The following is a 20,060-nucleotide window of genomic DNA, read 5'->3' as shown; positions in this document are numbered from 1 at the left end:
ATATTTTTTGAAAAAACTCTAAAATTTATTTATAGATTTTGACGAAAACTAACGAATTATTACCAAATCATCACCCAGTAGAAGAAATGTTTTATCATGAAAATTATCCACAACCAAAGATAAAAAACAAATCTCGCAGGTGAAAATATACTCTCCCTGACTTAATTAAACAATGCTTTATTTGTGATAATCAAATTAAAGTTAAATATAACCTACCTCGGAAAAAATATTCGCAAAAAAATTTGTGAGGATACTGAACTGAAAAACCTACTGACCAAGAGAAATATATTTGTAATAGTTGTTTAAAGAAAAATTTGTTGGGCAGATTTGAGGATTGAGGAGTAAGGGGAGAGAAATCAAGAATTTTTCATGTTTATTTATCTCGAAATTGATTTGAAACTATAACTTAAAAGATTTTGCTTTCGTTTAAGCGATTAAATTATAAATTATTAATATATATCTTTTCTCTTGCGAGAGAAAAAAGAAACAGAAAAGTTTAAAAATATAACTCAAAAAAATTATTTGTGCTTTAAAATATATATACGAGGTAAATAGTATGAAGAGTAATTAATGACATCGAAAAAGTAAATAATAATCAGAGAGTAATTGTCTTCTTAGAAAGTAAACTTCCTGATTTGCCTGATAACATGAAGGAAAGTTGAAGTCAGATACGGGAAATATTAGTCAAAAGTCCTGATATTAATGAAGATGAAGAGACTGTCTGGCAAGGAAGTTTGTTGGAGTTAATTTGTAAACAAGAAAATTACGAAGTTCTGAAATCTTGGCAGTCTTTGCTAATCAATCTTGCGAATGTTGATCCAAATTATTGAGATTGAGAGGAATATTGAATTCACTGTAAAGAAAATACCTCCAAGAAATATTTGAAGTTGTCAATGATCGATTAGCACGCCAAAATGCTGTTAGGAAAATAAATGAATATTGGAATCAGAATCAAGCCCGTTTTCAATTAATACCTAACAAAAATGATTTTTTAGAGACAGACAATTTAGAAAATAAATTTGCCAGTTTAAAAGGAAAACAAATTGAAGTTCAAAAGAATCGTTTAATTAAAAAAATTAGAGTTGAGAGAGTTAAACAATTCTTAACTAAATCTTTGGAAATTGCTGAACTTGAAGGTCAAGATTTTGCCACGGAACTAAGTCAAAAAAAAAAATCCAAAGAGGTGAATGATTTTTGTGATTCAACATTTAAAAAGATTGTAGAAGAAGGAATAAACAAGGCACTTGTTTGTGAAAATTCACGAGTTCTCTATAATGATTTAACTAGCGTAATAGATAACATTCTCTATAAAAGTAGCGAAAAAGAAAAATTAAATGCCTTGAAATCAACTCTAAAAGAAATTAAAGAAAAGCACCAAGTAATTGTAGCTGAAAATTCTCTCCAAGAACTTGTTGATAAGCCGATTGCTGACAACAGACGTGAAGATTTAAAAGCTGATTTAGAAAATTTAAAAAAATTAATACCGGAGTATAATAGTTCTCTTAATGAGATACAGTCAAATGCTCATGAGAGTAAGAAAAATGATGTTGATAATAAAGAATTGAAACTAATTTGTGCTTTGGCTCTATTGGAAGATGATATAGGTGAATTGTGAAATAATTTTAATACTCCTTTTGATTTAACAAGTGCGGAGAAAAATAGTATAAAAAATGCGTCTAAAGTTGACATTAAAGATATACAAAAACAAATTCGGGAGTCTCGTCACAAAAGATGAGAAGAGGCTAAGCAAAAGGTTCAAGATGGTTTTCAAATACTTTGGAATGCTATTGATGGTATTAACTATTTAGCAATCGACGATGCTATACAAAGATTAAAAACTTTTTGTCTAGGAACGGTTGAAGAAAAAGAGGCTCTGAATAAGATTGAAATCCAAACCGAAAATGTTGATTGAAAAGACAAAGCTCAAACTCGAATTAACAAACTAAAAGCAGAAGAAGAAAAATGAAAGGAAATAGATAATGCTATTAAAAGAGCAACAGAGTCCATTCTTTTGGCAGAAGGAAAAGATTTAGATGTCCAAATTCAAGGATTACGCGGGGATTTATTTCCTGAGAATGGGCAACCAGTTGTTTTAAAAACTAGACGAGAAGCAAGATACAAAAAATTAAAAAAATGTGAAGACCTAATTACAGAGATCAACGATGCTAATACCTGGAAGAAGTTAAAAGCGGCTTATGGAGATTATTATAATCCGATTTCTCCTTCGGAACTAAAAAATTTTTCTTCTGCAGATCTAGAAGAGATTAAACAATGAATTCTCAGTGCTTATCGTAATGCAAATCCTCAACTTCTAATCGAACAGGAAGCACAAGAGATTAGTCGACTTATTGAAAATTGAGACAATATTGAGAGTAATGAAAGAGAATTATTAATAACTAATCGAATTGATGAATTAAAAGGAGATTTAACTAAATATGGCAGTTTAAGATTACCAATCAATAGGGGAATTAGCCAATTTGAAAGAATGCGTGACAGCCAAAAAGCAAAATTAATTTTCCGTTCAAGTTTTAAAACCCATGTGGGAAATAATTATATTGATAATGCTATAATCGATGCTTACTTAAATAAAAGTTTAAATGCTGAGCAGGCTGCTGATGCTTATAATTATCATAATTCAGATGAAAGGATAGAAGCCAACGAAATTGACGACTATCAAGGTAATGCCGAAATTGCTGGCAAAAGCTATGATTTAAAAACCTCTACAGGTTTAACTGAAGCTCGCCAAGCTAAATACATTGATATTTTTCTCAATGCTCCTGGCAGTGCAGTAGTGGGTGCTAATCATGACCGAATTGATGATGAATACTTTAATCTTTTTGACGAGCCGGAAATAGAAGAAGCAAAAAACCAAGCAATTGTTTCCTGAATGAAGAAGGCTTACCCTGCTGTTAAAGCTCGCATTGCTTATGATAATTATTGAAATGTGGATGATGTTCTTGATAATTGTTCTTATAATCCTTTAATTTTTACTAAATTCCAAGTTCGAGGTATTCAAGAAGTAAATGATTACTGGAACGGTGTTGTTAATAGACAGTTAGGAGCGTGGACTGATAAAAGTAGCATTTTAGGAAGCGATTGAGAAAGCAAATTTAGTAATTTAATTAACCGAAATGCTGTTGATGCGGAGAAATGTCGCTTAATTATTTTGATTACCCAACAAATAGAAGTTCAGCAAAGTTCAAGGAGGAGAAGAAATGAGTCTCAATCTTCACCAAATAATGAGAACGTTTCTAGTCAGCCAATTTCAAACAGTAATATCTCAACTTCAAGTGTTAATAGTCATTCAACAACTAGTGATGGCGGCGATGATGGTTATTATTATACTTCTTATTCATTAGATTATGATGCAGGAGAAGGAAATAGTTCTTCGGTCAAGGATGATAATTTAAACCCTTCTGAATCTCCTAAAAAGTCTTTCCCTTCTTCGGATGAAATTAAAGATAAAATTGCCAAAATGACAGAAGAAGTTGAGGATATTCTTAGAGCATTTAGTGAAAAAGCAGACAAAGTTTCTATAAGTGAAGAAAAAGAACAACTTATTGGAGAAACAATAAATTTATTTACCGAAAAGTTGACAGAAAGAGAAAGAGAAACGCTTGAGAGTACTAAAAAAACCGTGGCAATTTCTCAGCAATTTATTGGAGAGGTTTTAAAGGAAAAAGGTTTTTCTGAAAAAGAACAAGAAGAAATTTTAGATAGATATAATGCAAAAATAGAACAATTAGACAGTAGTTGAAACAATTACTTCGTGAAGTTCAGCAAAAAAAAGTTCAAGCAAAGCAATTAACGACAGTCACAAAAACTCAGTTTTCAGAAGAGAAAAATAAAGAAAATCCAGCCCTAATCTGAATAATTGGTATCACCTTTGGAATAAGTGCCGTTGGTGCTTTTGTTTACTGAGTTATTAAAGGAAAATCAAAGCGATAAAGAAAGTCAAGCAAGTTAATAATTCCTAATTTTTCTTAAAAAAAATTAAAAGAGTATTAAAATATATAATTATAAGGAGATATAGATATGATAGACGCCCAAAAATGATTAAATGAAAAATATCCAAATAGAAACGAAATAAAACAAATTAAATTAGAAGAAGAAACATTAATAACTGGTCAATTATTAATTGATGATTTTCCTTGTTTGGAAAAAATAAATGTGGAAGGAAATTGGGATAATTGAGGTAAGTTGACTGGATTAGTAATAAAAAAATGCCCAAAATTGAAAGAGTTGAATTTCAGTTATAATGAAATAGAGGAGTTTGCTATTGCTAATTGTCCACAACTTCATAATAACTTTGATTATTCGTTTAACAAGCAGTTAGAAGAATTAACCAAGTTTGATGGCTTCAAATTAGATTATAATGTTGTTTCTTATATTGGTTCACTAGATAATGATTTATATCAACAATTAAAATCTGGTTTGCCTGGTAAGAAACATGAAGACTTGCAGAGGCTTTGCTTAGGCTGCTTAACTAAGGGAGGGCATAAAAACAAAACTTCTTATAATTATTATGCTGAAATAAAATTAACCAAAGGTGGAACTGTTGAATATGGGGTCACTGCTACCGGAAATCGACGAGAGACCTTTGAGGTTCCTGAGGAAGGGGGATTATTAATAGTTAACATTAATGCTGCTGATGGAGGAACAATTAAAATAAAAAGGAACCAAATTAAAAATGCTAACAAAAGTTCCAAAGAAAGTGAGGAAAGAGAAAAAGAAAAATTAGTAGAAATGATTCAAAAGTTGGAAAATAAGTTAAAAGAAGTCAGTGATGAGCAATGAAAAAAACAGTTAGAAGAAGAAAAGAAAGAACTAGAAGAAAAGTTAATTGCAACCCAAAAGAAATTAGAAAATAGTGAAGAGCAAAAGCAGAAATTACAATTTGAGTATGACGAATTAAAACAAGGGCTGGAAGAAAGAAAAGAACAAATTGAAGAACTAAAACAAGTAAAAATTGCTGACCAACAAAATTTTAAAGAACAGGTTGAAGAGTTAGAAAAGCAAAAGCAATTGACCGAAAACGAGACAAAAATTTTGCAAAAACTCAAAGAATTGTTTAGTATCTTTAATGAGCAACTTGATAGTAAAAATGTTGAGAAACTTGAAAAATTATTAAAAGATTATAAGGAAGCTGATTTCACTAATACTCCTCACTTGCCTGACATTTTTAAGTTGGAGAACGAAGGTATATCCGGTTACATTGGCTCTTCAATTAATCATTATTATGAGTGACAAGAAGCAAGAAAAGAAGTAGAAAAACTAAGATCTAATATTAAACAAGAAGAAGGCAAAAACGCTGAGAAGATAGAAAAGTTGAAGCAGAAAATTAATGACTTGAGTTTTCGTACTCAAGAACAGCAAATAGCCTCTCTCCAAGAAGAATTAAAACTTGCTCAAGACTACGCTAAAGAATTAAAAAATACTTTAAAAAGCACTGTCCAAACTTTGGAAAAAGAAACTCAAACTGATTTAACTAGTGAAGACATAAATCAAAAAGACCTTCAAATAGAATACCACAAGCAACAATTAACTAAGCAAAAAAGATTATCTATTAAAATTCAGCCAATAAATCCTAGTTTAGGAGATTCCAGTTGAACAAAATTGTCGACAGAAACCGGAGACAAACCCTTAAGTCCTTCACAAATCAGGGCTAGGGAAAAACAAAAAAAACAGCAACAGGAACAATCAGCCCAAATTCAACAGGCTGATTTTCCTCCTAATCCTCGGTAGAACTTTTTTAAAAAATAATAAAAATACTAAGAAAAACACAAGTCATAATTATTTATGACTTTTTAAAAATTAACTTAATTGGTAAATGTAATAAAGCAAGATTTTTTCGTAGATAGTTAACTATATATCTTTGATGAGAAAAATGCAGTAATTTAGGATTATTAACAAAAAAAATGAAATAATGGGTTAATCCTGGCTGGTGTTTAGCAAAATAAATTTTTAACCTACCTCCTTTATAAGAAAAAGAGGACATATTTTCAATTGTTTCAGCAAGTTGTTTTTTAGTGAATTGCTTTTGACTTTCTTCAAGTAAGAGAGCAAAAGTTTTCAATAAAGAATTAATTCCTTTTCCTTGGAGAGCCGAAAGAAAAATAATTGGCACATAACGCAAACTTTTTAATCTATCGTTTATTTGTTCTTGGATTTCTTTTTTTTGTTTATTTTCAATTAAATCACATTTATTAACAATAATAATTAAGGGCTTTTGGTGTTTTTCGGCTAAATGGATAATTTGAAAGGTTTGTTTGGTTAAAGGTAAGGTAGCATCAATTACCACTCAAACTAAATCACTTTGCCGAAAAGTTTTTTGGTTTTCTTGGTAGATTTGTTTTTCTTGAATTAAGGATTTGCTAATTCCTGCCGTATCTGCCACAGCAAAGGACCAGTTTTGCCAGTTTCAATAATCTTTTACTGGCTCTTGGGTAGTTCCTGCCACAGGACTAACTAAAGAACGATTTTTTTGTAGTAAATAATTCAATAAAGTAGATTTTCCTGAATTTGGGGGGCCAAAAATGGTTAATTTGATTTGGTTGTCTTTTTCTGCCTCTGGAAAATCTGGGCTAGGAACAAGACTAATAATTTTTTCCATTAATTCCTCTAAGTTAGCAGTTTTTTGTGAAAAGGAGTAAAGGTGCCTTTGTCCTAGCCGTTGAAAAAGGTAAATTTGGTATTCTTTTTGTTCTCCTAAATCAATTTTATTTAAAATTAATATTTTTGGGGTGGAAAATTGCCTTAAATACTTGTTTAACTTTTCCGTCGCTTGGTCGATTTCTTGGCTTGCGTCAATAATTCAGAGAATTAAATCACTTTCTTTAATTAATTCCTCGTTTTGTTTTTGGATGGCTTGCTCAATTTCGGTGCACGGATGAAGAACAAAAGAAGGTGTATCGATAAGAAAATAATAATTACTTTTGTATTGAATAAGACAATCAGCATAATTAATCAAAGAACTGATTTTTGCCATTGTCATTTGCTTCAAAGCATAGTTTTTAATTAACTTTCGGTAAAAAGTAGTTTTGCCGGTTCTTTGGCAACCAAGAAGGATAATTTTTTTTGTTTTTGACATTCAAGAGGAGTTATAAGTATAATGTTTTTTTGCTTACGAAATATTAAAACATTCAAAGGAGAATAGCATAAGTTATATGTTTCTGGCTAATTTTTGGGCTCTAAACTGTAAGTTAAGGGCGGGTTTTTTGTCTTTTATAGGAAAATTAAGGGTAGGTAGGTAAAATGCTTTTAGGAAAAGTGTTAATTACAGTCTTTTTCAGACATGATACAAATTAAATCTTGTTGTTGCTTGGCTTTTTGTTGGCGAACATTCTTATGCAAAGAATGGTCAAAATCAATAAAGAGAACTGAAAACAAGTCGTCATAGGCTTTTTCTTTGGTGCGGAAATATTTAGGTTTCGAGATACCAATTAATCTAATTTCAGTACTGGGAATGGCTATTTGGTAAAGGCTGGCTTCAGAGACCAACGACTTAACTTGACTTTTTTTAGCATACTTGGCAAAGAAATCAATAATTTTTAATTGTGTACCATAATTAATAGAATGGCAATTTTTTATTTTCTTAATTTCAGTTAAAGTTTTGTCATTAAACTCAGCAAATTTATTTAGCAGAACAGAGAACAAACTTCTTAACTTATTTTTTCGACAGCGATTGTGCAAAGTTAGATCATGAATACATTCTAAAAGCAATTTATCAAAAACAATAATCATTTTAAGTAGTTATTCTTGATGGCTTGCCATTAGCAAACTTGACTAAACTAGCAAGAGGAATTTTAGCATTCTGCTTTTCCGATTTAAGTGGCTTACGAGCATCTTTTCAAGGCTTATTTTGGGCTTTTTGGAAGATTAAATCCTGTTCAGTATTTCGATGTTTTTTAAATACTTTCTCGGTTCAATTAAGCACTAGTTCATCGTCAATATCTTTTACAGACTTAAAAAGTTTGGCAAGGTTATGGCGATGATCAAAAATTTTGTCAACAATTAATTCAACTACTGGACCATAAGGTCAAGCTTGTCACTCTTCTTCAAAAAGCAAATATCCTTGTTTTAGTGCTTCCAAGTAAGTGAAATAAACCAATCGCTGTTTAACAGGTGGGATTTCAATTCCTCTTTCTCAAAAAAACTTAGCAACAGATAAAGGATTCAATCTTAAATGCTTAATTTTAGGGCTAGGGCTTTTAATTGCTGGCATAATATCAAATTCTATATAATAGTATTATAATCAGGGCAAGGACGGCAAATTTGAGAAACTTAGTTTCCTAATTTTAGGTTTTTCGGACAATGGGTTTTTTGACTTTGTTGTCTCATTGCTAAAATGCTTTTCCAAATGCTTAAAGAATTTTAATAATTTTTTACCCTTATTTTTAGACTTTTATGACAGCTTCTTGGGCGTTTCTGCTCTCTCTCTCTCTCTCTCTCTCTCTCTCTTTTTTTTTTTTTTTTTTTTTGAAAAAACTCCACTGATTCTTCTATTAATTCTACAATATGACATCTTCTTTTTAAAGCCATTTCTTTCACTTTTCAATAAAAATCTTCTTTTACTTTTAAGCCTAGTTGTTTGGTTCGGCTCGATTCTCCATTTTCCTTAATTTCATTCATACACGTATAATATATATAGTTATTTTTAACTACTACTCAAAAATTTTTATTTATCTATCAATCTAGATTTATATATTTATTGTAAAAATAGACATTATGAAACACAACAAAAGAATACAAAACTCAAATACACAAAAAAATATTACTCCTTTTTCCTATGAGAGAAAAAAAGACCATGAATCACAATTTCAAGAAATAAAAAACCCGCAACCACAATTATTTAAATTAGATTTACAGTTTTTTATTACAAAGTGCAAAATTAATTTCCGTTTTTAATAAAATATCTCCTATGAAAGAAAAAAACAGAGTAGTAAAACTAAAATCCAAACCAATAGACAAAGATGGTTATCCTATAAAAAGAAGCGAGATCTGTTTCAAGTGTGGAAAAAAATTCTGCCTTACTTTCTCCTTTTCCCAACAAAATTATTCCCAAAAACATTTCTTATTTTATTGAAGTGAAAAAGAGGAAGACAAAGAAAAACACATTTGCTCACTATGTTTGCGGTTACTTTATACCAAGAAAAGACAAGAATTTTTAAAAATTGTTAACACAAAAAAACAAAGTCACTTTCGGTCTTACATTGCTCGAAATATTATATAGATAAAGCGTTTTGTTCATCCCAGGAGAGAAGTTTCTTATCTGTTTTTTGTATAAAAGATACATTAAAGCATCTAAAATATTATTATATGAACATTACTAAAAAATTAAAACTGGCTTGACAGCTAAAGAACCTAGATAAATTGAGTGAGGCTGACCTTATGATTTACAATTCTGAATGAAAAAAATGTTCTCCTGAGGAACAATATGATATTAAGCAAGCTGAGTTCTTTTTGAATATATATTTAGAACATGAGAGGGGAATGTAAAAGTGAATAAAGAGCAAATATGACTAAAGCAAGAGAGAGAGTAGTTTGATTTCGAGGACGAGACGATGACCCCAATAACCAACCTAACCCACAAGATAATCCAAATAATCAAAATTCTAATAGAGGAGACAATGTTTCTGATGAAAGACCTAAATGTAGTAGGTGCCGAGTAAACGATATTGAACACAGAGGATTAGTGATAACCATCGGAGAAGAAAAAAGAACCATTTATGAAGGTTATCTCTGTGATCCTTGTGCCAAAGAATTACTAAAATGCCAAGAATGTAAAACTAATGAAATGGCTAGTGAAGCAACCAAAGTAGATAGCACTTAAACTTTTAGTTTGCCAAGAATGTGCTAGAAAAATTAAAGAGGAAAAAGAAAAAGAAAGGAAACCCAATTACTGTAAAATATGTGATAAGAAATATGAAAGGCAACAAGCCAACGAAGCATTTTATTATGTAATGAACAATAATAATCATGAGGATATGCTTGATGGAATACTTTGTTCAGGATGTTGAGATAAGAACGAAGAACAATATCGTAAAATAACAGGTGAGTTTCCAATAGAAAAAGACCCTAACAAGCCCAAAGCAGTTCGAAAAGAACATAAAAGGCAAGGAGTTTTAGCTTTTATTGTCTATAACTGAAATAAGGAAGAATGAGTATTTGCTCATGCTAATGAAGATTTAGGTTCACCTGATAATCAACGACCTGGTCAAGAACAACCAAGACAAGAAAAAACTTCTAGCCAAGAACACAACGAATACACTTGCAAAAGATGTGGCACTTCTTGTTGAAATAGTAAAATAGGAAAATACACCATAAAAAGAATATGATACTCTGACCTTAATTTTCATGAAGAAATCCATTATTTTAGTGAAAACTGTTCTTGTGCTGAGGAATTTAAAAGAAGTCGTCAACAAACTTGTCGTCAATGCCAAAAAAGAGAGTGACCTGACATGAGAAAAGGTTGGGCTTTGGATTATGGTTTGAGAACTATTTTTTGTTCCTCAATCTGTCATTATAAGCATCATAAAGCCTTGTGAGAAGCAGAACAACACAAAAAAGGCAAATCTGCTGCCGAGGATATTCCTAACACCACTATTAAAGCGTGAACTAAAGACACTAAGTTGTATCCTATGGAATTAGCCTTAACTAGTGAAGGTAAAAAAGACTTTGACTGAACCAAAGAAGCTTCCAAGAAAGAAGTGTTAACTTTAAAAGAATTTAGTAAATCATTAAAAAAGGAGGTTGCTAAGTCTACTGCTGACCCTAAACTATCCAAAGAAGAAAAAGAAATGGCAAGTTATTTCTTAGAACTTGCTGAGAATAGTGAGAAAAAAGCCACTGAAACTTATGAAAGTAAGTATGGTAAGTTAGATACCAGTCAAGAACAAGAGCCTAAAAAAAACTATTGACCTTTGATTGTTGGAAGTGGAATAATTTTAGCAGGAATTATTGGCTTAATAGTTTGATTAATTACTCGAAAGAAAAATGAGCAAAGTCAAACCTACTCCTCAACAAATAACTAAACTATTAGAAAGATTTACCCCAAAAGAATTAGCTGATATCTTTGAAGTCAATGAAAAAACTATCAGAAATTGAAAAAGAGAAAATAATGAACCTAAGAAAAAAAGGGGTCGCAAGTCCAAAATCCGTGGAACTTTTCTTATCGACCTTATTTTCTCTCTTTGGATAGAAAACAAAACTGCTACTCAACAAGAAATGGCAAATTATATCTCTAAAAAGATGGGGCAAAAAGTAAGTCGTTATACGATATTGCGAACCCTAAAAAAATATGAGATTACTCGCAAGAAATTAACTAATCACTACTCAGAACAAGCAAAACATATTAGGAGAATTAGTAAGTTTAAAAAGATAATTGCTCGTTTAACTCATCCTCGGATTCTTGCCCTTGATGAATGTAGTTTCCATTTGAATGAAACTCCTCGTTATGGTTATTCTCACAAGAGTTCTCGTGCTAGTTATAAAAAGCCAGGTAGGCAGGGCGATAACAATACTCTAATTCTTTGTATTCAGAATGTAGCAAATAAAGGAGTAATTCATTATGAGCTAATTGAAAAAGGGATGAAAACAAAAAACTTTCATAATTTTCTTACCAATCTCCAGCTTCTTAATAATAAAAAACATTATCTTTTGCTAGATAATCTTTCAGTTCATCGTGCCAAGAAATCATGTCTAGATTTGAAGCTTACTACTATTGAAGAATTATTAAAAAGCAAAAACATTAAGCCACTCTATTTACCATCTTATACACCTGAATTTAATCCAGCAGAGTTGTGTTTTAATTTCATTCGTCAGCAAGTTGAAAAGAATAAACCTAGAACTTATGAAGAATTAAAGTTAGTTATTGATAAAATTATAGTTGACCTCAATCAGAAAGATATGGCTAAGTATTTTGAACATTGTGCTAATTATGATTTTAGAGAAAGTTCAAGCAAAGCATCTGGAAAGATTATTGACAGATTGTTGTGAGGTGAGGATTAAAAAAAAGCGGAAAATAATTTCGCACTTTGTAATAAAGAAAAAAGAGAATTAACTAATCGAGATTTTACCAATAATATTTTTGGAATAGACCTTAATCCTATTGCGGTTTTACAGGCAAGAATTAACTATTTATTAACTATTAGAAATTACTATCAAAAAGAAGAAACTATTGAAATACCGGTCTATCTGTCGGACTCAATTTACCAGCCTCAATTCAAATATATTAATGAAAGACAAGATATTTACACGCGTATGAGAGCCTTTAAACTTTTTCATGATTATCAGTCTATACTTATATTTTAGTGTGGTATACCAAAAAAATCTATATATAACTCCCCAGTAAACTATATATAGATAGAAAAAAGTTTCTGAGTAGGTTTTTGGTGGTATACTAAAATATTATATTATGGATGAAAGTTTAGGTAAAAAAAGTTGAGAAGATATACATATGTATTTTGCAGTTGAGTCTTATCAAGATAATTGAGAAAAAAACAGATTTAACTATCAAACCACTAAAAGATGGGCTGATGTTTTAGGGGAAAGTTTTGAAGTCACCGACTGAGCTTTTTGTGTTTGGTTAAGAGGTGAAAAAAATTTAACTAGTCAAGAAGTTGAGCAGCAAGACAATGCTAAACGCTTAAAAGCAGAATATCAAGAGCTATGAATTCGTGTTCATCCTGACTTTACTAGAGAATTACAAGGTAAAACTTATCAGCAAAAATGAGAAGAAGCAGGTTTGACTGTTCAAGAAGCTCAGGAATGAATCAGTATTGGCTTAAAACCTAATGATTTAGACTATTGTGCTTGATTAAAAGTTATTAAAGAGTTTGAAGAGAAAGGAGAAGTTTGATGAGCAGACTATAATGATGAATTTAGGAGAAAAGAATACGAAGAATTTTTGAAAGGTTCTAAACTCGGTTTGGGAGTAATTAAGCAACTAAAAAAGTTAGATATCAATAATATTAGCCTAATTTCAAAAAAAAAAAAAAATATCATTACAGGATAAGTTAGAATTAAACAGATTAGATAAATTAATACCCAATAAAAAACTAAAATGAAGACTTATAGAATACGGGCTGTGTAAAGAATGCGATCAGCCTAATACTGGAAAAGATTCCGAAGATAGAACATGATGTCAGTTTTGTAAGTTGAAAAAATTTGAACAAAGTCATAAAATTTTTGCGGAAAAAGTAACTAAATGAATTCCTTATGAACAATTTATGGAGATTGAACACATTGCTGATGGTGGATTTGGTAAAGTATATAGGGCAAATTGAGTCATGGGAAATGCTACTAATTATTGAGAAGATCCTAGACCAGAAAAATATGGTGACAAAAGTGTTGCCTTAAAAAGTTTAAATAATTCTCAAGCAGTAACCGTCGATTTTTTAAACGAAATTACCTATCATGAATTAATCAATAGCATGGCAGTTGTAAAATATCTTGGGGTTTCTCAAAATCCTAAAACTAAAGAATATGTTATAGTTATGGACTACATAGAAGGTGGCAATTTGCGACAATTTCTGAACAGGAATTATGACAAACTAGAATTTGAAGACAAACTGTATCAATTATATTTTATTGCAGATGGATTAAACTCAATTCACGAGAAGGATTTAACACATCGAGATTTTCATATGGGCAACTTACTAAATAGTAAACATGGACATGTTAAATGCTATATCACTGATTTAGGATTATGTCGTCCGGCCAACGAACCTAGTGATGGAAAAGTTTATGGAGTGTTGCCTTATGTGGCACCTGAGGTTTTAACCAGTGAACCATACACTAGAGCAGCAGACATTTATTCTTTTGGAATGATTATGTATGAAGTATTTTCTGGGTTGCCACCTTATCATCATTTGGCACATGATAGCTTTTTGGCTTCAAAAATATGCCAGGGATTGCGACCAAACTTAGGTGGAATTGAAATGCCACAATTACTAGAAAGTTTAATTAAAAGATGCTTAGATGCTGATCCCAAACAACGTCCAACTTCTCGTGAGCTAAAAGAAATTTTGTGAAATTGATGGGATGAAATTAAAGATAAGGTAAACACGGAATTTTACCAACAATATCAAAAAATAAAAGAGAAAAAAGCATTAAAAGCAAGATCAACAAAAGAGAAAAAAAAAGAAGCTGGGATATTTCATAATTTATTTCGCAAACTTCCTTTGAAGAAAACTTTAGATGATAAATCTCTTTACCGAATTCATCCTTCAGCAATTTATACTAGTCGACTTTTGGATTTTAAAGTTCTTCCTAAACCACAAAATTCTCAGGAAATTAATGATCTGTTCTATAGTTTAGAAAGCAATTTGCAAACCAAGAACTTGGAATTAAATGAACAATGAACAAAAGTTAAATACATAGCAAAAGAAGTAGAAATTAATAAGAGAAAGCAAAAATATGACAATCTTAAGAAAGCTTTAAAACTTGCCTTTGAAAAGTCAGAAGAATTAGAGAAAGTAATTGCCACTAATCAACTTGTCATAAGTGAAGAAATGAGAATAATGTTAGAAAACAAGCTTTCTAAAGTCAAAGAACTAAAAGCGAAGTTAAGTGAATTGCAAACAAAAGACAATAAACATAAAGAACTAGAAAGAATCAGAGACAAAAAAGAATTAAAGCAAGTCAATTCTAAAAAAACTACTTCAGAACTAACCAGCTACTTTTTAGAAAAATCAAAAGAATTAACCAAAGAACTAGAAGAAATAATTGCCACTAATCCAAATATAAGTGAAGAAGGAGAAGAACCATTAAACAAAATAAAAAAACTCAAAGATGAACTAAAAACTCGAGGCAACAAATTTTCAGAAAAAAATGATATTTTTGAAGAGCAAGCAAAAGAAATAAATTACCTAGAAGCTAGAGTTAAAGAGTTAACTAACCTAATCAAACAAAGAAAAGAAAAAATAGTTGGTATTTTTACTCGACTTTTACCAGATAAAGAAAAAGAAATAAAACTAATTCAGAATCTGGTTATTATTCACTTAGAATTTATTAAGGCTAAAAAGCAAAGGTCGCCTTCAACCATTGAATTCCGTAAACAAAGAGACAAACTTCGTAGTGAATTAGAAGAGCTATTAGGAAACAGTTTAGTAGGAGAAATTGAGTTTGCTCTTGATGACTGTGAAGAACTAGTATCCTGAGAACTAGAACTAGAATCTAGACTTAAAGATGAATCACTACGTATTGAAAACAAAACCCAACTTCTTCAAATAACTGGTGGTAAAGAAGAAAAAGAAACTATTGAACTAAAAAATCAATTGGTTCAGGAAAAAGCCAAAAACCAAAATCTTCTTAATCTCTACAATGATTTTTGGGAACAAATCAATAGCAAACGAGAAATTACTCAAGAAGCAAAAATCATCCAACCAACCTATGGAACACCTGGTTCTAGTAAAGGAGGTAATCACTAATGAATAACCCTAATTATGGAGAGAGAGAGAGAGAGAGTAAAAATAGCCGCAAATGACTGTGAATAATTCTCGGAATAGTAGTCTTAGCGATAGGCATAATTGCCATAGTCTTCTGGCAAAAAAACAACCCTAAAAATCCCACTCAAAAAACTACCAAAGAAGCCAATTCTCCTAAAATCCCTGGTCATATTGCTTTTGAATTTGAGGAAATAAATAACCAAGCCATTAATTCTCAACTTGCTGCTCCTGAAACTTATATTTTGCTAGAACATCGTTGAAAGGATAACAAATAACATGTCAGAACTAGAAAAAACAAATAAAAGCCGAAAACTCTGAATTAGTATTATATCTTGAATAGTTGGCTTACTTTTAGCTTACTTAATTACTTGGCTTTTATTGAGAATAAGCATTAGTGATATTTGAGTATCATTAAAAAGCATCTTTGCCAGCAATGAAAAATTAATCAATTATGTTCCTAAACTAGAAGCAATGGGAAATAAACTTGAAAAAGCTCCCGTTGGCAGACTTATTTTCCCTTGAGTTCACAAAAAACTTCAAGAGGAAACAATAAAAGACGTGCTAACTGGTAATTTTACTGGAGTAAATCAAGGAATAAAAACTTATTCATTTGTAGTTATAGGGATTTGATTTTTAATGCTTGCGGCTTTATGAGCGGGATTTTATTACTTAATTAAGTGGATTGTTTCTTAGTTTATTTGAAAAGAATCTAATCTGTCTGAACCAGAATTTTAGCGAAAGATATCTGGATCCTTAATTTTCTCTTTAATCCTTTGCCTTAACTGTTCTTTACTTAAAAAGCCACTTCCTACATAACTAATTACTCGGGATAATTGTCTACCTGCTCAGTAAATTCATTGATTACTACTGTTTTTCTGAAGCCTTTGTTTAGAACCATGTTCTACTCCATAGAATTTGCTAATATCAATTCTGGCTCCTCTCGAAAATCAGTCTCTGACACTGTATAATTCATTTGCATATGTATTATGGGTTCAAGAAACTCCTTGCACTGAATTGTTAAACTCATCTTTAAAAGGAAAATAACCTAGCACATAATCCAGGGCTTGTTCATGAATCAATTCCAAGGACATCATATTTTGTCTTCTTCGCTGGTCAATTTCTTCTTGCCGGCGAGCAATTGTTCTCATTTGTTCTTGTTGCTGTTTGGCTTGTTGTTCTTGTCTTTCCATTAATTCTGCTTCTTGACGCATTTTTTCTAGGTCAGCTTGTTGTTCTTTCTTCTTTCGTTCTAGTTCTTGCTCTTTCACTTTTAATTCGCGTTCGTGTTTTCGTTTTTGTTCGAGCATTTCTTCTTCTAAATAAGCCTTTCTTTGTTCCATTTCTTTCTCTATTTTTTGGCGGGCTTCTTGGTCTTCGAGAGCAATGGCTTCCAGTCTTTTTTTGGTTTCTTCTTCAAGTAATTTAGCTTTCTTTTTCAAACGTTCTTGTTCGAGTTTATTGGCTTTTTCTAATCTTTCAATTTGTTCGCGTTTTTTTTGTTCTTCTAATTCTATTTCTTTTTGCTTAGTTTTGAGAGCTTCAGCGGCAAGTTTCCTGTTTCGTTCTATTTGCTCTGTTCTAGCGGCTAAACGTTTTTCTTCTTGTTCGGCTAATTCCTTATCTCGAGCCTCACGAAGTTGTCTTTTTTTCTCTGTTTCTTGAGTTTCTAGTTCTTTTTCTCTTTGGTAACGTTCCTCTTCCCCTTTAAGTTTGCGATCCTTCTCAAAGAGGTTGGCTTGTCGGCGGGAGAATTCTTGTTCATCAAGTTTTTTGCGGGTTTCTTCACGGCTTTTTTTCTTTTTTTGGTGTTCGGCTTCTTCTTGATTTAGATTGGCAAATAGGTCATCATAGCGAGAAGTAGAAGAAGTAGGCTTGCTGGGTTGATTTTCTTGCTGTCATTCTTGATATTTTTTCCTTAATTCTTCACTATCACTTTCATTTAATACTTGCTCAGGGGTTAATTCAATTATGTCTCTTAGCCATTTAGCATAGTTGCTTTCTTCGGGTTTTAAGCCAATGTCAATTCATTCTTTAGCGGTTTCATAAGAAAAAGAGTTATTTTTTCACTCTTTAACTAGTTTAGTGGTGAAATCCAAACTAATATCTTTCCATTTCTCTCAGTCTTTATCCTTTACTGGCTGATAAGTGTTTAAGTGTCGGTTAATTTGTTCGTTTATTATTTCTTCTAAATTAAGGTTAGCCAGGATTTCTCTTTCTTTTGGAGTGCGAGAAGAAGCATATTTTTCTCAGATAATTTTGTTGATAGATATTTCCTGGTTAGCCAGAGAGTTTAAGTATTCTTGATAGTATTCTTCTAGCCAGTTATTTTCTTCTAAGGATTCCGCAAAAGTTTGCTCAGTAAATGTCTCCACGGCAAATACTAGCAATTCAAAGAAATTATACTTAGGAATTGTTTTTAGGCCGCAAGTTAGCAAAATGTCTCTTTGCCAACCTTTAAGTGTTCCAATTTCAACATAGTTGTCCAAGGTTAAGTTAAATTGTGTTTCGTCAGTTTCTTTATACCATTTTAACAAGGAAGTTATTATCGATAGTTTATCAGCCTGGATTTGTTCTTGATTGGCTTGTTTTTCTTTCTCTTCTTGTTGCTTTTTTAAGATTTTCTGTTCTCCTTGGAGGAATTTTGTTTTTAAAGGCAAATAAGGGCTTTTAGTTTCTCCAAAAGCGGTATTGGGGTCAGGAATTATTTCTTGATTAACGAAAAACGATAAACTACTGCTTTTTAGACTTAAATAACGCACTAATTCTAGGGCTTGTTGGGAATATTTATACTCCTTGGTTAAAGGGGCTAAACTTTGGAGAATAGTTTTTTGTTTCTCGCTAAAAGCAAAAGTTTTAAAAGCATCAGGGTGCAAAGTGGCTAGTTTTTCTTCTTGTTCCTCGGTTAATTTAACCCTTTCTAAGCCAAATTTCAGTAAATTATCTTTTTGCTCTTCACTTACTCGCCAATTAGCAGCATTAAAGAAACTTACTCCCATTTCTTCTAGGAAGTTTCGTTGGTTTTCAGTTAAATTTAGAGTGGTGATTAATAAACGAAGGATATTTTCTTTTTCCTTTGTGGTTAAGTTAAAGTTTTGTTGTTCTTGGGCGATTTGTTGCTGAATTCTGGCTAATGTATACTTGCTTTCTAGGGTTTTTAAGCCTAATGCTTCTAATCCGGAATTGAGTAGTTTAAGTTTTTGGAAGTTGGTTAGTTGGTGATAGTTTTCTTTTAACTCATTGGTATGATATTTTGCTCTTTCCGCTTGGCAAGAGATAGCAAAAACTTGTTCTTGAGTTAAGTGTAAATTGCTTAAAATGTTGGCTTCTTCTTCGGTTAAAGGAAGACTTTCAATGACAGAGGATAGTTTTTGGAGAGTGTTGGTTTCTTGATTTCTAGGGATAATTGATTTCAATCAGCCTTTGATTCTTTCTCATTCGGATTTGATGCCGGGTTCTTTTGCTTCTAAAAGGTCAATATCCACAGCAGAAGTAAGAGGATTTTTCTTGATTTCCGCTAGAGACTGCTTAATTTGGTTGATTTTCTCTTGGGCTTGTTCTTTTTGGTGAGTGTTCTCGGTTTCTTGGGCTTCTTTTAGAGTTTGTTCCAATTCTGCTTCTAGTTTTCTTTGCTCTTGTTTAGGTTTTTGTTGTTGTTCTATCTTTTCGATAATTGTTTGTTGTTTTTGAGTGTATTCTTGTTCTACCTTCTTGCTTTCTGTTTCGTAGTTTTGGTTTTGTGCTTGGATTTTTTGGATGGTTTCTTCTTGAATCTTAGTTAATTCTTTTTGAGAAGCTTGGTTAATTTGGCGTTTTTGATATCAAGTATAAGTATAAAGTAGGGCAATAATGGCGTTAAATCCAATTACACTAGGCATTTTGTATTTTTCCTGTTCTGGGGCAGAATAAGCCAGGACATTACCCATGACATAACCAATTATGAGGAAGTAATTCTCCCATAAATGTTGATATTCAAGAATTTGGTCTTTTTTATAGTAAGCGATGGCTAAGCAGATGTTCAGGATAACTAAACCAGGTAAACCATTCCTTTTGTAGACAATGTATTCGAGCAAGAAGATAATCAAGTAAAGCATAAACAAAGTCATTTGGTTCTGCTGTGCTGCAGAAGATTCCGAAGAAGAATCAGCGGCGGCTTCGGCAGCTTGGGCGGCTTCTTCCATTAACTTAGCCACGGGAGGTAGTTCAGGAGCAGGGGCTTCTTCTAAAACTTCTTCTTGGATTTCCTGAATTTCTTCTCATTCTTGTTCTAAGATTTCTTGTTGGTTTTCAGTTATTTGTTGTTCAGTTTGTTGGAGTTTGTATTCTAATTCTTCTTTTGTTAATTCTGCTTCTAATTGGCTAATGCTTTCTTGGATAGTTTGGGCTTGGCTACTATTAGGTTGATTTTGACTTAATTCTTGCTTAAATTGAGCAAGTTTTTGTTGTTTGGCTTGAATTTGTTGAGGAATTATTTTTGCGGAGACTGATTGGCTTGGATTTCCCGCTTTTGATGGTTTAGAAGTTGTGCCTTTTTCTTCCTCTTCAGCCATTTCTTCAACAGTGGAAACATTTTGCTTAATTTGTTCTTGAACTTCGGCTAATTGTTCTAAAAGT

General features: G+C 31.7%; 18 protein-coding genes. 13 read left to right on the top strand and 5 right to left on the bottom strand.

Features of this window, described 5'->3' with window-relative positions:
* The first annotated feature begins 38 nt into the window (after nucleotides 1–38).
* From GvMRE_RS01995 to GvMRE_RS01980, 4 genes are all read left to right on the top strand, one after another.
* A complete protein-coding gene (locus tag GvMRE_RS01995) occupies nucleotides 39–410 on the top strand; it encodes a hypothetical protein (protein ID WP_147409621.1) in 372 nt (123 codons plus the stop codon).
* 225 nt (nucleotides 411–635) lie between these two features.
* Nucleotides 636–905, top strand: a complete 270-nt coding sequence (locus GvMRE_RS01990) for a hypothetical protein (RefSeq protein WP_147409620.1) — start codon at nucleotides 636–638, stop codon at nucleotides 903–905.
* 209 nt (nucleotides 906–1,114) lie between these two features.
* Nucleotides 1,115–3,808: a hypothetical protein gene (locus GvMRE_RS01985; protein WP_147409619.1), complete on the top strand. Its 2,694-nt coding sequence runs from the start codon at nucleotides 1,115–1,117 to the stop codon at nucleotides 3,806–3,808.
* Between the two features lie 227 nt (nucleotides 3,809–4,035).
* Nucleotides 4,036–5,745 (top strand): hypothetical protein, encoded by a 1,710-nt coding sequence (locus tag GvMRE_RS01980; protein WP_147409618.1) that lies wholly within the window; start codon nucleotides 4,036–4,038, stop codon nucleotides 5,743–5,745.
* Nucleotides 5,746–5,797: 52 nt separating this feature from the next.
* Here GvMRE_RS01980 and GvMRE_RS01975 read toward each other — a convergent pair whose 3' ends face one another.
* From GvMRE_RS01975 to GvMRE_RS01960, 4 genes are all read right to left on the bottom strand, one after another.
* Nucleotides 5,798–7,090 carry a GTP-binding protein gene (locus GvMRE_RS01975; protein WP_147409617.1) on the bottom strand — a complete coding sequence of 431 codons (1,293 nt, stop codon included), beginning with the start codon at nucleotides 7,088–7,090 and terminating at the stop codon, nucleotides 5,798–5,800.
* 182 nt (nucleotides 7,091–7,272) lie between these two features.
* Nucleotides 7,273–7,743 (bottom strand): hypothetical protein, encoded by a 471-nt coding sequence (locus GvMRE_RS01970; protein WP_147409616.1) that lies wholly within the window; start codon nucleotides 7,741–7,743, stop codon nucleotides 7,273–7,275.
* Between the two features lies 1 nt (nucleotide 7,744).
* Nucleotides 7,745–8,224 carry a Panacea domain-containing protein gene (locus GvMRE_RS01965; protein ID WP_147409615.1) on the bottom strand — a complete coding sequence of 160 codons (480 nt, stop codon included), beginning with the start codon at nucleotides 8,222–8,224 and terminating at the stop codon, nucleotides 7,745–7,747.
* Between the two features lie 149 nt (nucleotides 8,225–8,373).
* On the bottom strand, nucleotides 8,374–8,631 hold the full coding sequence (locus tag GvMRE_RS01960) for a hypothetical protein (protein ID WP_147409614.1): 258 nt from the start codon (nucleotides 8,629–8,631) through the stop codon (nucleotides 8,374–8,376).
* A 96-nt stretch (nucleotides 8,632–8,727) separates the two neighbouring features.
* On the opposite strand from GvMRE_RS01960, the gene GvMRE_RS01955 reads away from it, so the two are divergent.
* The 9 genes from GvMRE_RS01955 (at nucleotide 8,728) to GvMRE_RS01915 (ending at nucleotide 16,142) form a co-directional block, all read left to right on the top strand.
* Nucleotides 8,728–8,907: a hypothetical protein gene (locus GvMRE_RS01955; protein WP_147409613.1), complete on the top strand. Its 180-nt coding sequence runs from the start codon at nucleotides 8,728–8,730 to the stop codon at nucleotides 8,905–8,907.
* A 411-nt stretch (nucleotides 8,908–9,318) separates the two neighbouring features.
* The gene (locus tag GvMRE_RS01950) at nucleotides 9,319–9,498 is read left to right on the top strand and encodes a hypothetical protein (RefSeq protein WP_147409612.1); all 180 of its coding nucleotides are present in this window, start codon (nucleotides 9,319–9,321) and stop codon (nucleotides 9,496–9,498) included.
* Between the two features lie 19 nt (nucleotides 9,499–9,517).
* Nucleotides 9,518–9,832: a hypothetical protein gene (locus GvMRE_RS01945; RefSeq protein ID WP_147409611.1), complete on the top strand. Its 315-nt coding sequence runs from the start codon at nucleotides 9,518–9,520 to the stop codon at nucleotides 9,830–9,832.
* A gap of 130 nt (nucleotides 9,833–9,962) precedes the next feature.
* Entirely contained in the window at nucleotides 9,963–11,033 is a 1,071-nt protein-coding gene (locus GvMRE_RS01940; protein ID WP_147409610.1) for a hypothetical protein, read from the top strand.
* On the top strand, nucleotides 10,996–12,009 hold the full coding sequence (locus GvMRE_RS01935; protein ID WP_147409609.1) for an IS630 family transposase: 1,014 nt from the start codon (nucleotides 10,996–10,998) through the stop codon (nucleotides 12,007–12,009). Before GvMRE_RS01940 ends, GvMRE_RS01935 begins: the two co-directional genes overlap by 38 nt.
* Before the next feature lie 406 nt (nucleotides 12,010–12,415).
* Entirely contained in the window at nucleotides 12,416–13,015 is a 600-nt protein-coding gene (locus GvMRE_RS01930) for a hypothetical protein (protein WP_147409608.1), read from the top strand.
* A 142-nt stretch (nucleotides 13,016–13,157) separates the two neighbouring features.
* Nucleotides 13,158–15,431 (top strand): protein kinase, encoded by a 2,274-nt coding sequence (locus GvMRE_RS01925; RefSeq protein WP_147409607.1) that lies wholly within the window; start codon nucleotides 13,158–13,160, stop codon nucleotides 15,429–15,431.
* The gene (locus tag GvMRE_RS01920; protein ID WP_147409606.1) at nucleotides 15,431–15,724 is read left to right on the top strand and encodes a hypothetical protein; all 294 of its coding nucleotides are present in this window, start codon (nucleotides 15,431–15,433) and stop codon (nucleotides 15,722–15,724) included. The genes GvMRE_RS01925 and GvMRE_RS01920 overlap by 1 nt, the downstream gene beginning before the upstream one ends.
* 1 nt (nucleotide 15,725) lies before the next feature.
* Nucleotides 15,726–16,142: a hypothetical protein gene (locus tag GvMRE_RS01915; protein ID WP_147409605.1), complete on the top strand. Its 417-nt coding sequence runs from the start codon at nucleotides 15,726–15,728 to the stop codon at nucleotides 16,140–16,142.
* 38 nt (nucleotides 16,143–16,180) lie between these two features.
* Here the strand turns inward: GvMRE_RS01915 and GvMRE_RS01910 are convergent, their stop codons facing one another.
* Nucleotides 16,181–19,996, bottom strand: a complete 3,816-nt coding sequence (locus GvMRE_RS01910) for a hypothetical protein (RefSeq protein WP_147409604.1) — start codon at nucleotides 19,994–19,996, stop codon at nucleotides 16,181–16,183.
* Nucleotides 19,997–20,060: the final 64 nt, after the last annotated feature.

The organism is endosymbiont GvMRE of Glomus versiforme (genome assembly GCF_003546845.1).
This window is presented reverse-complemented; position numbering and strand designations above follow the sequence as displayed.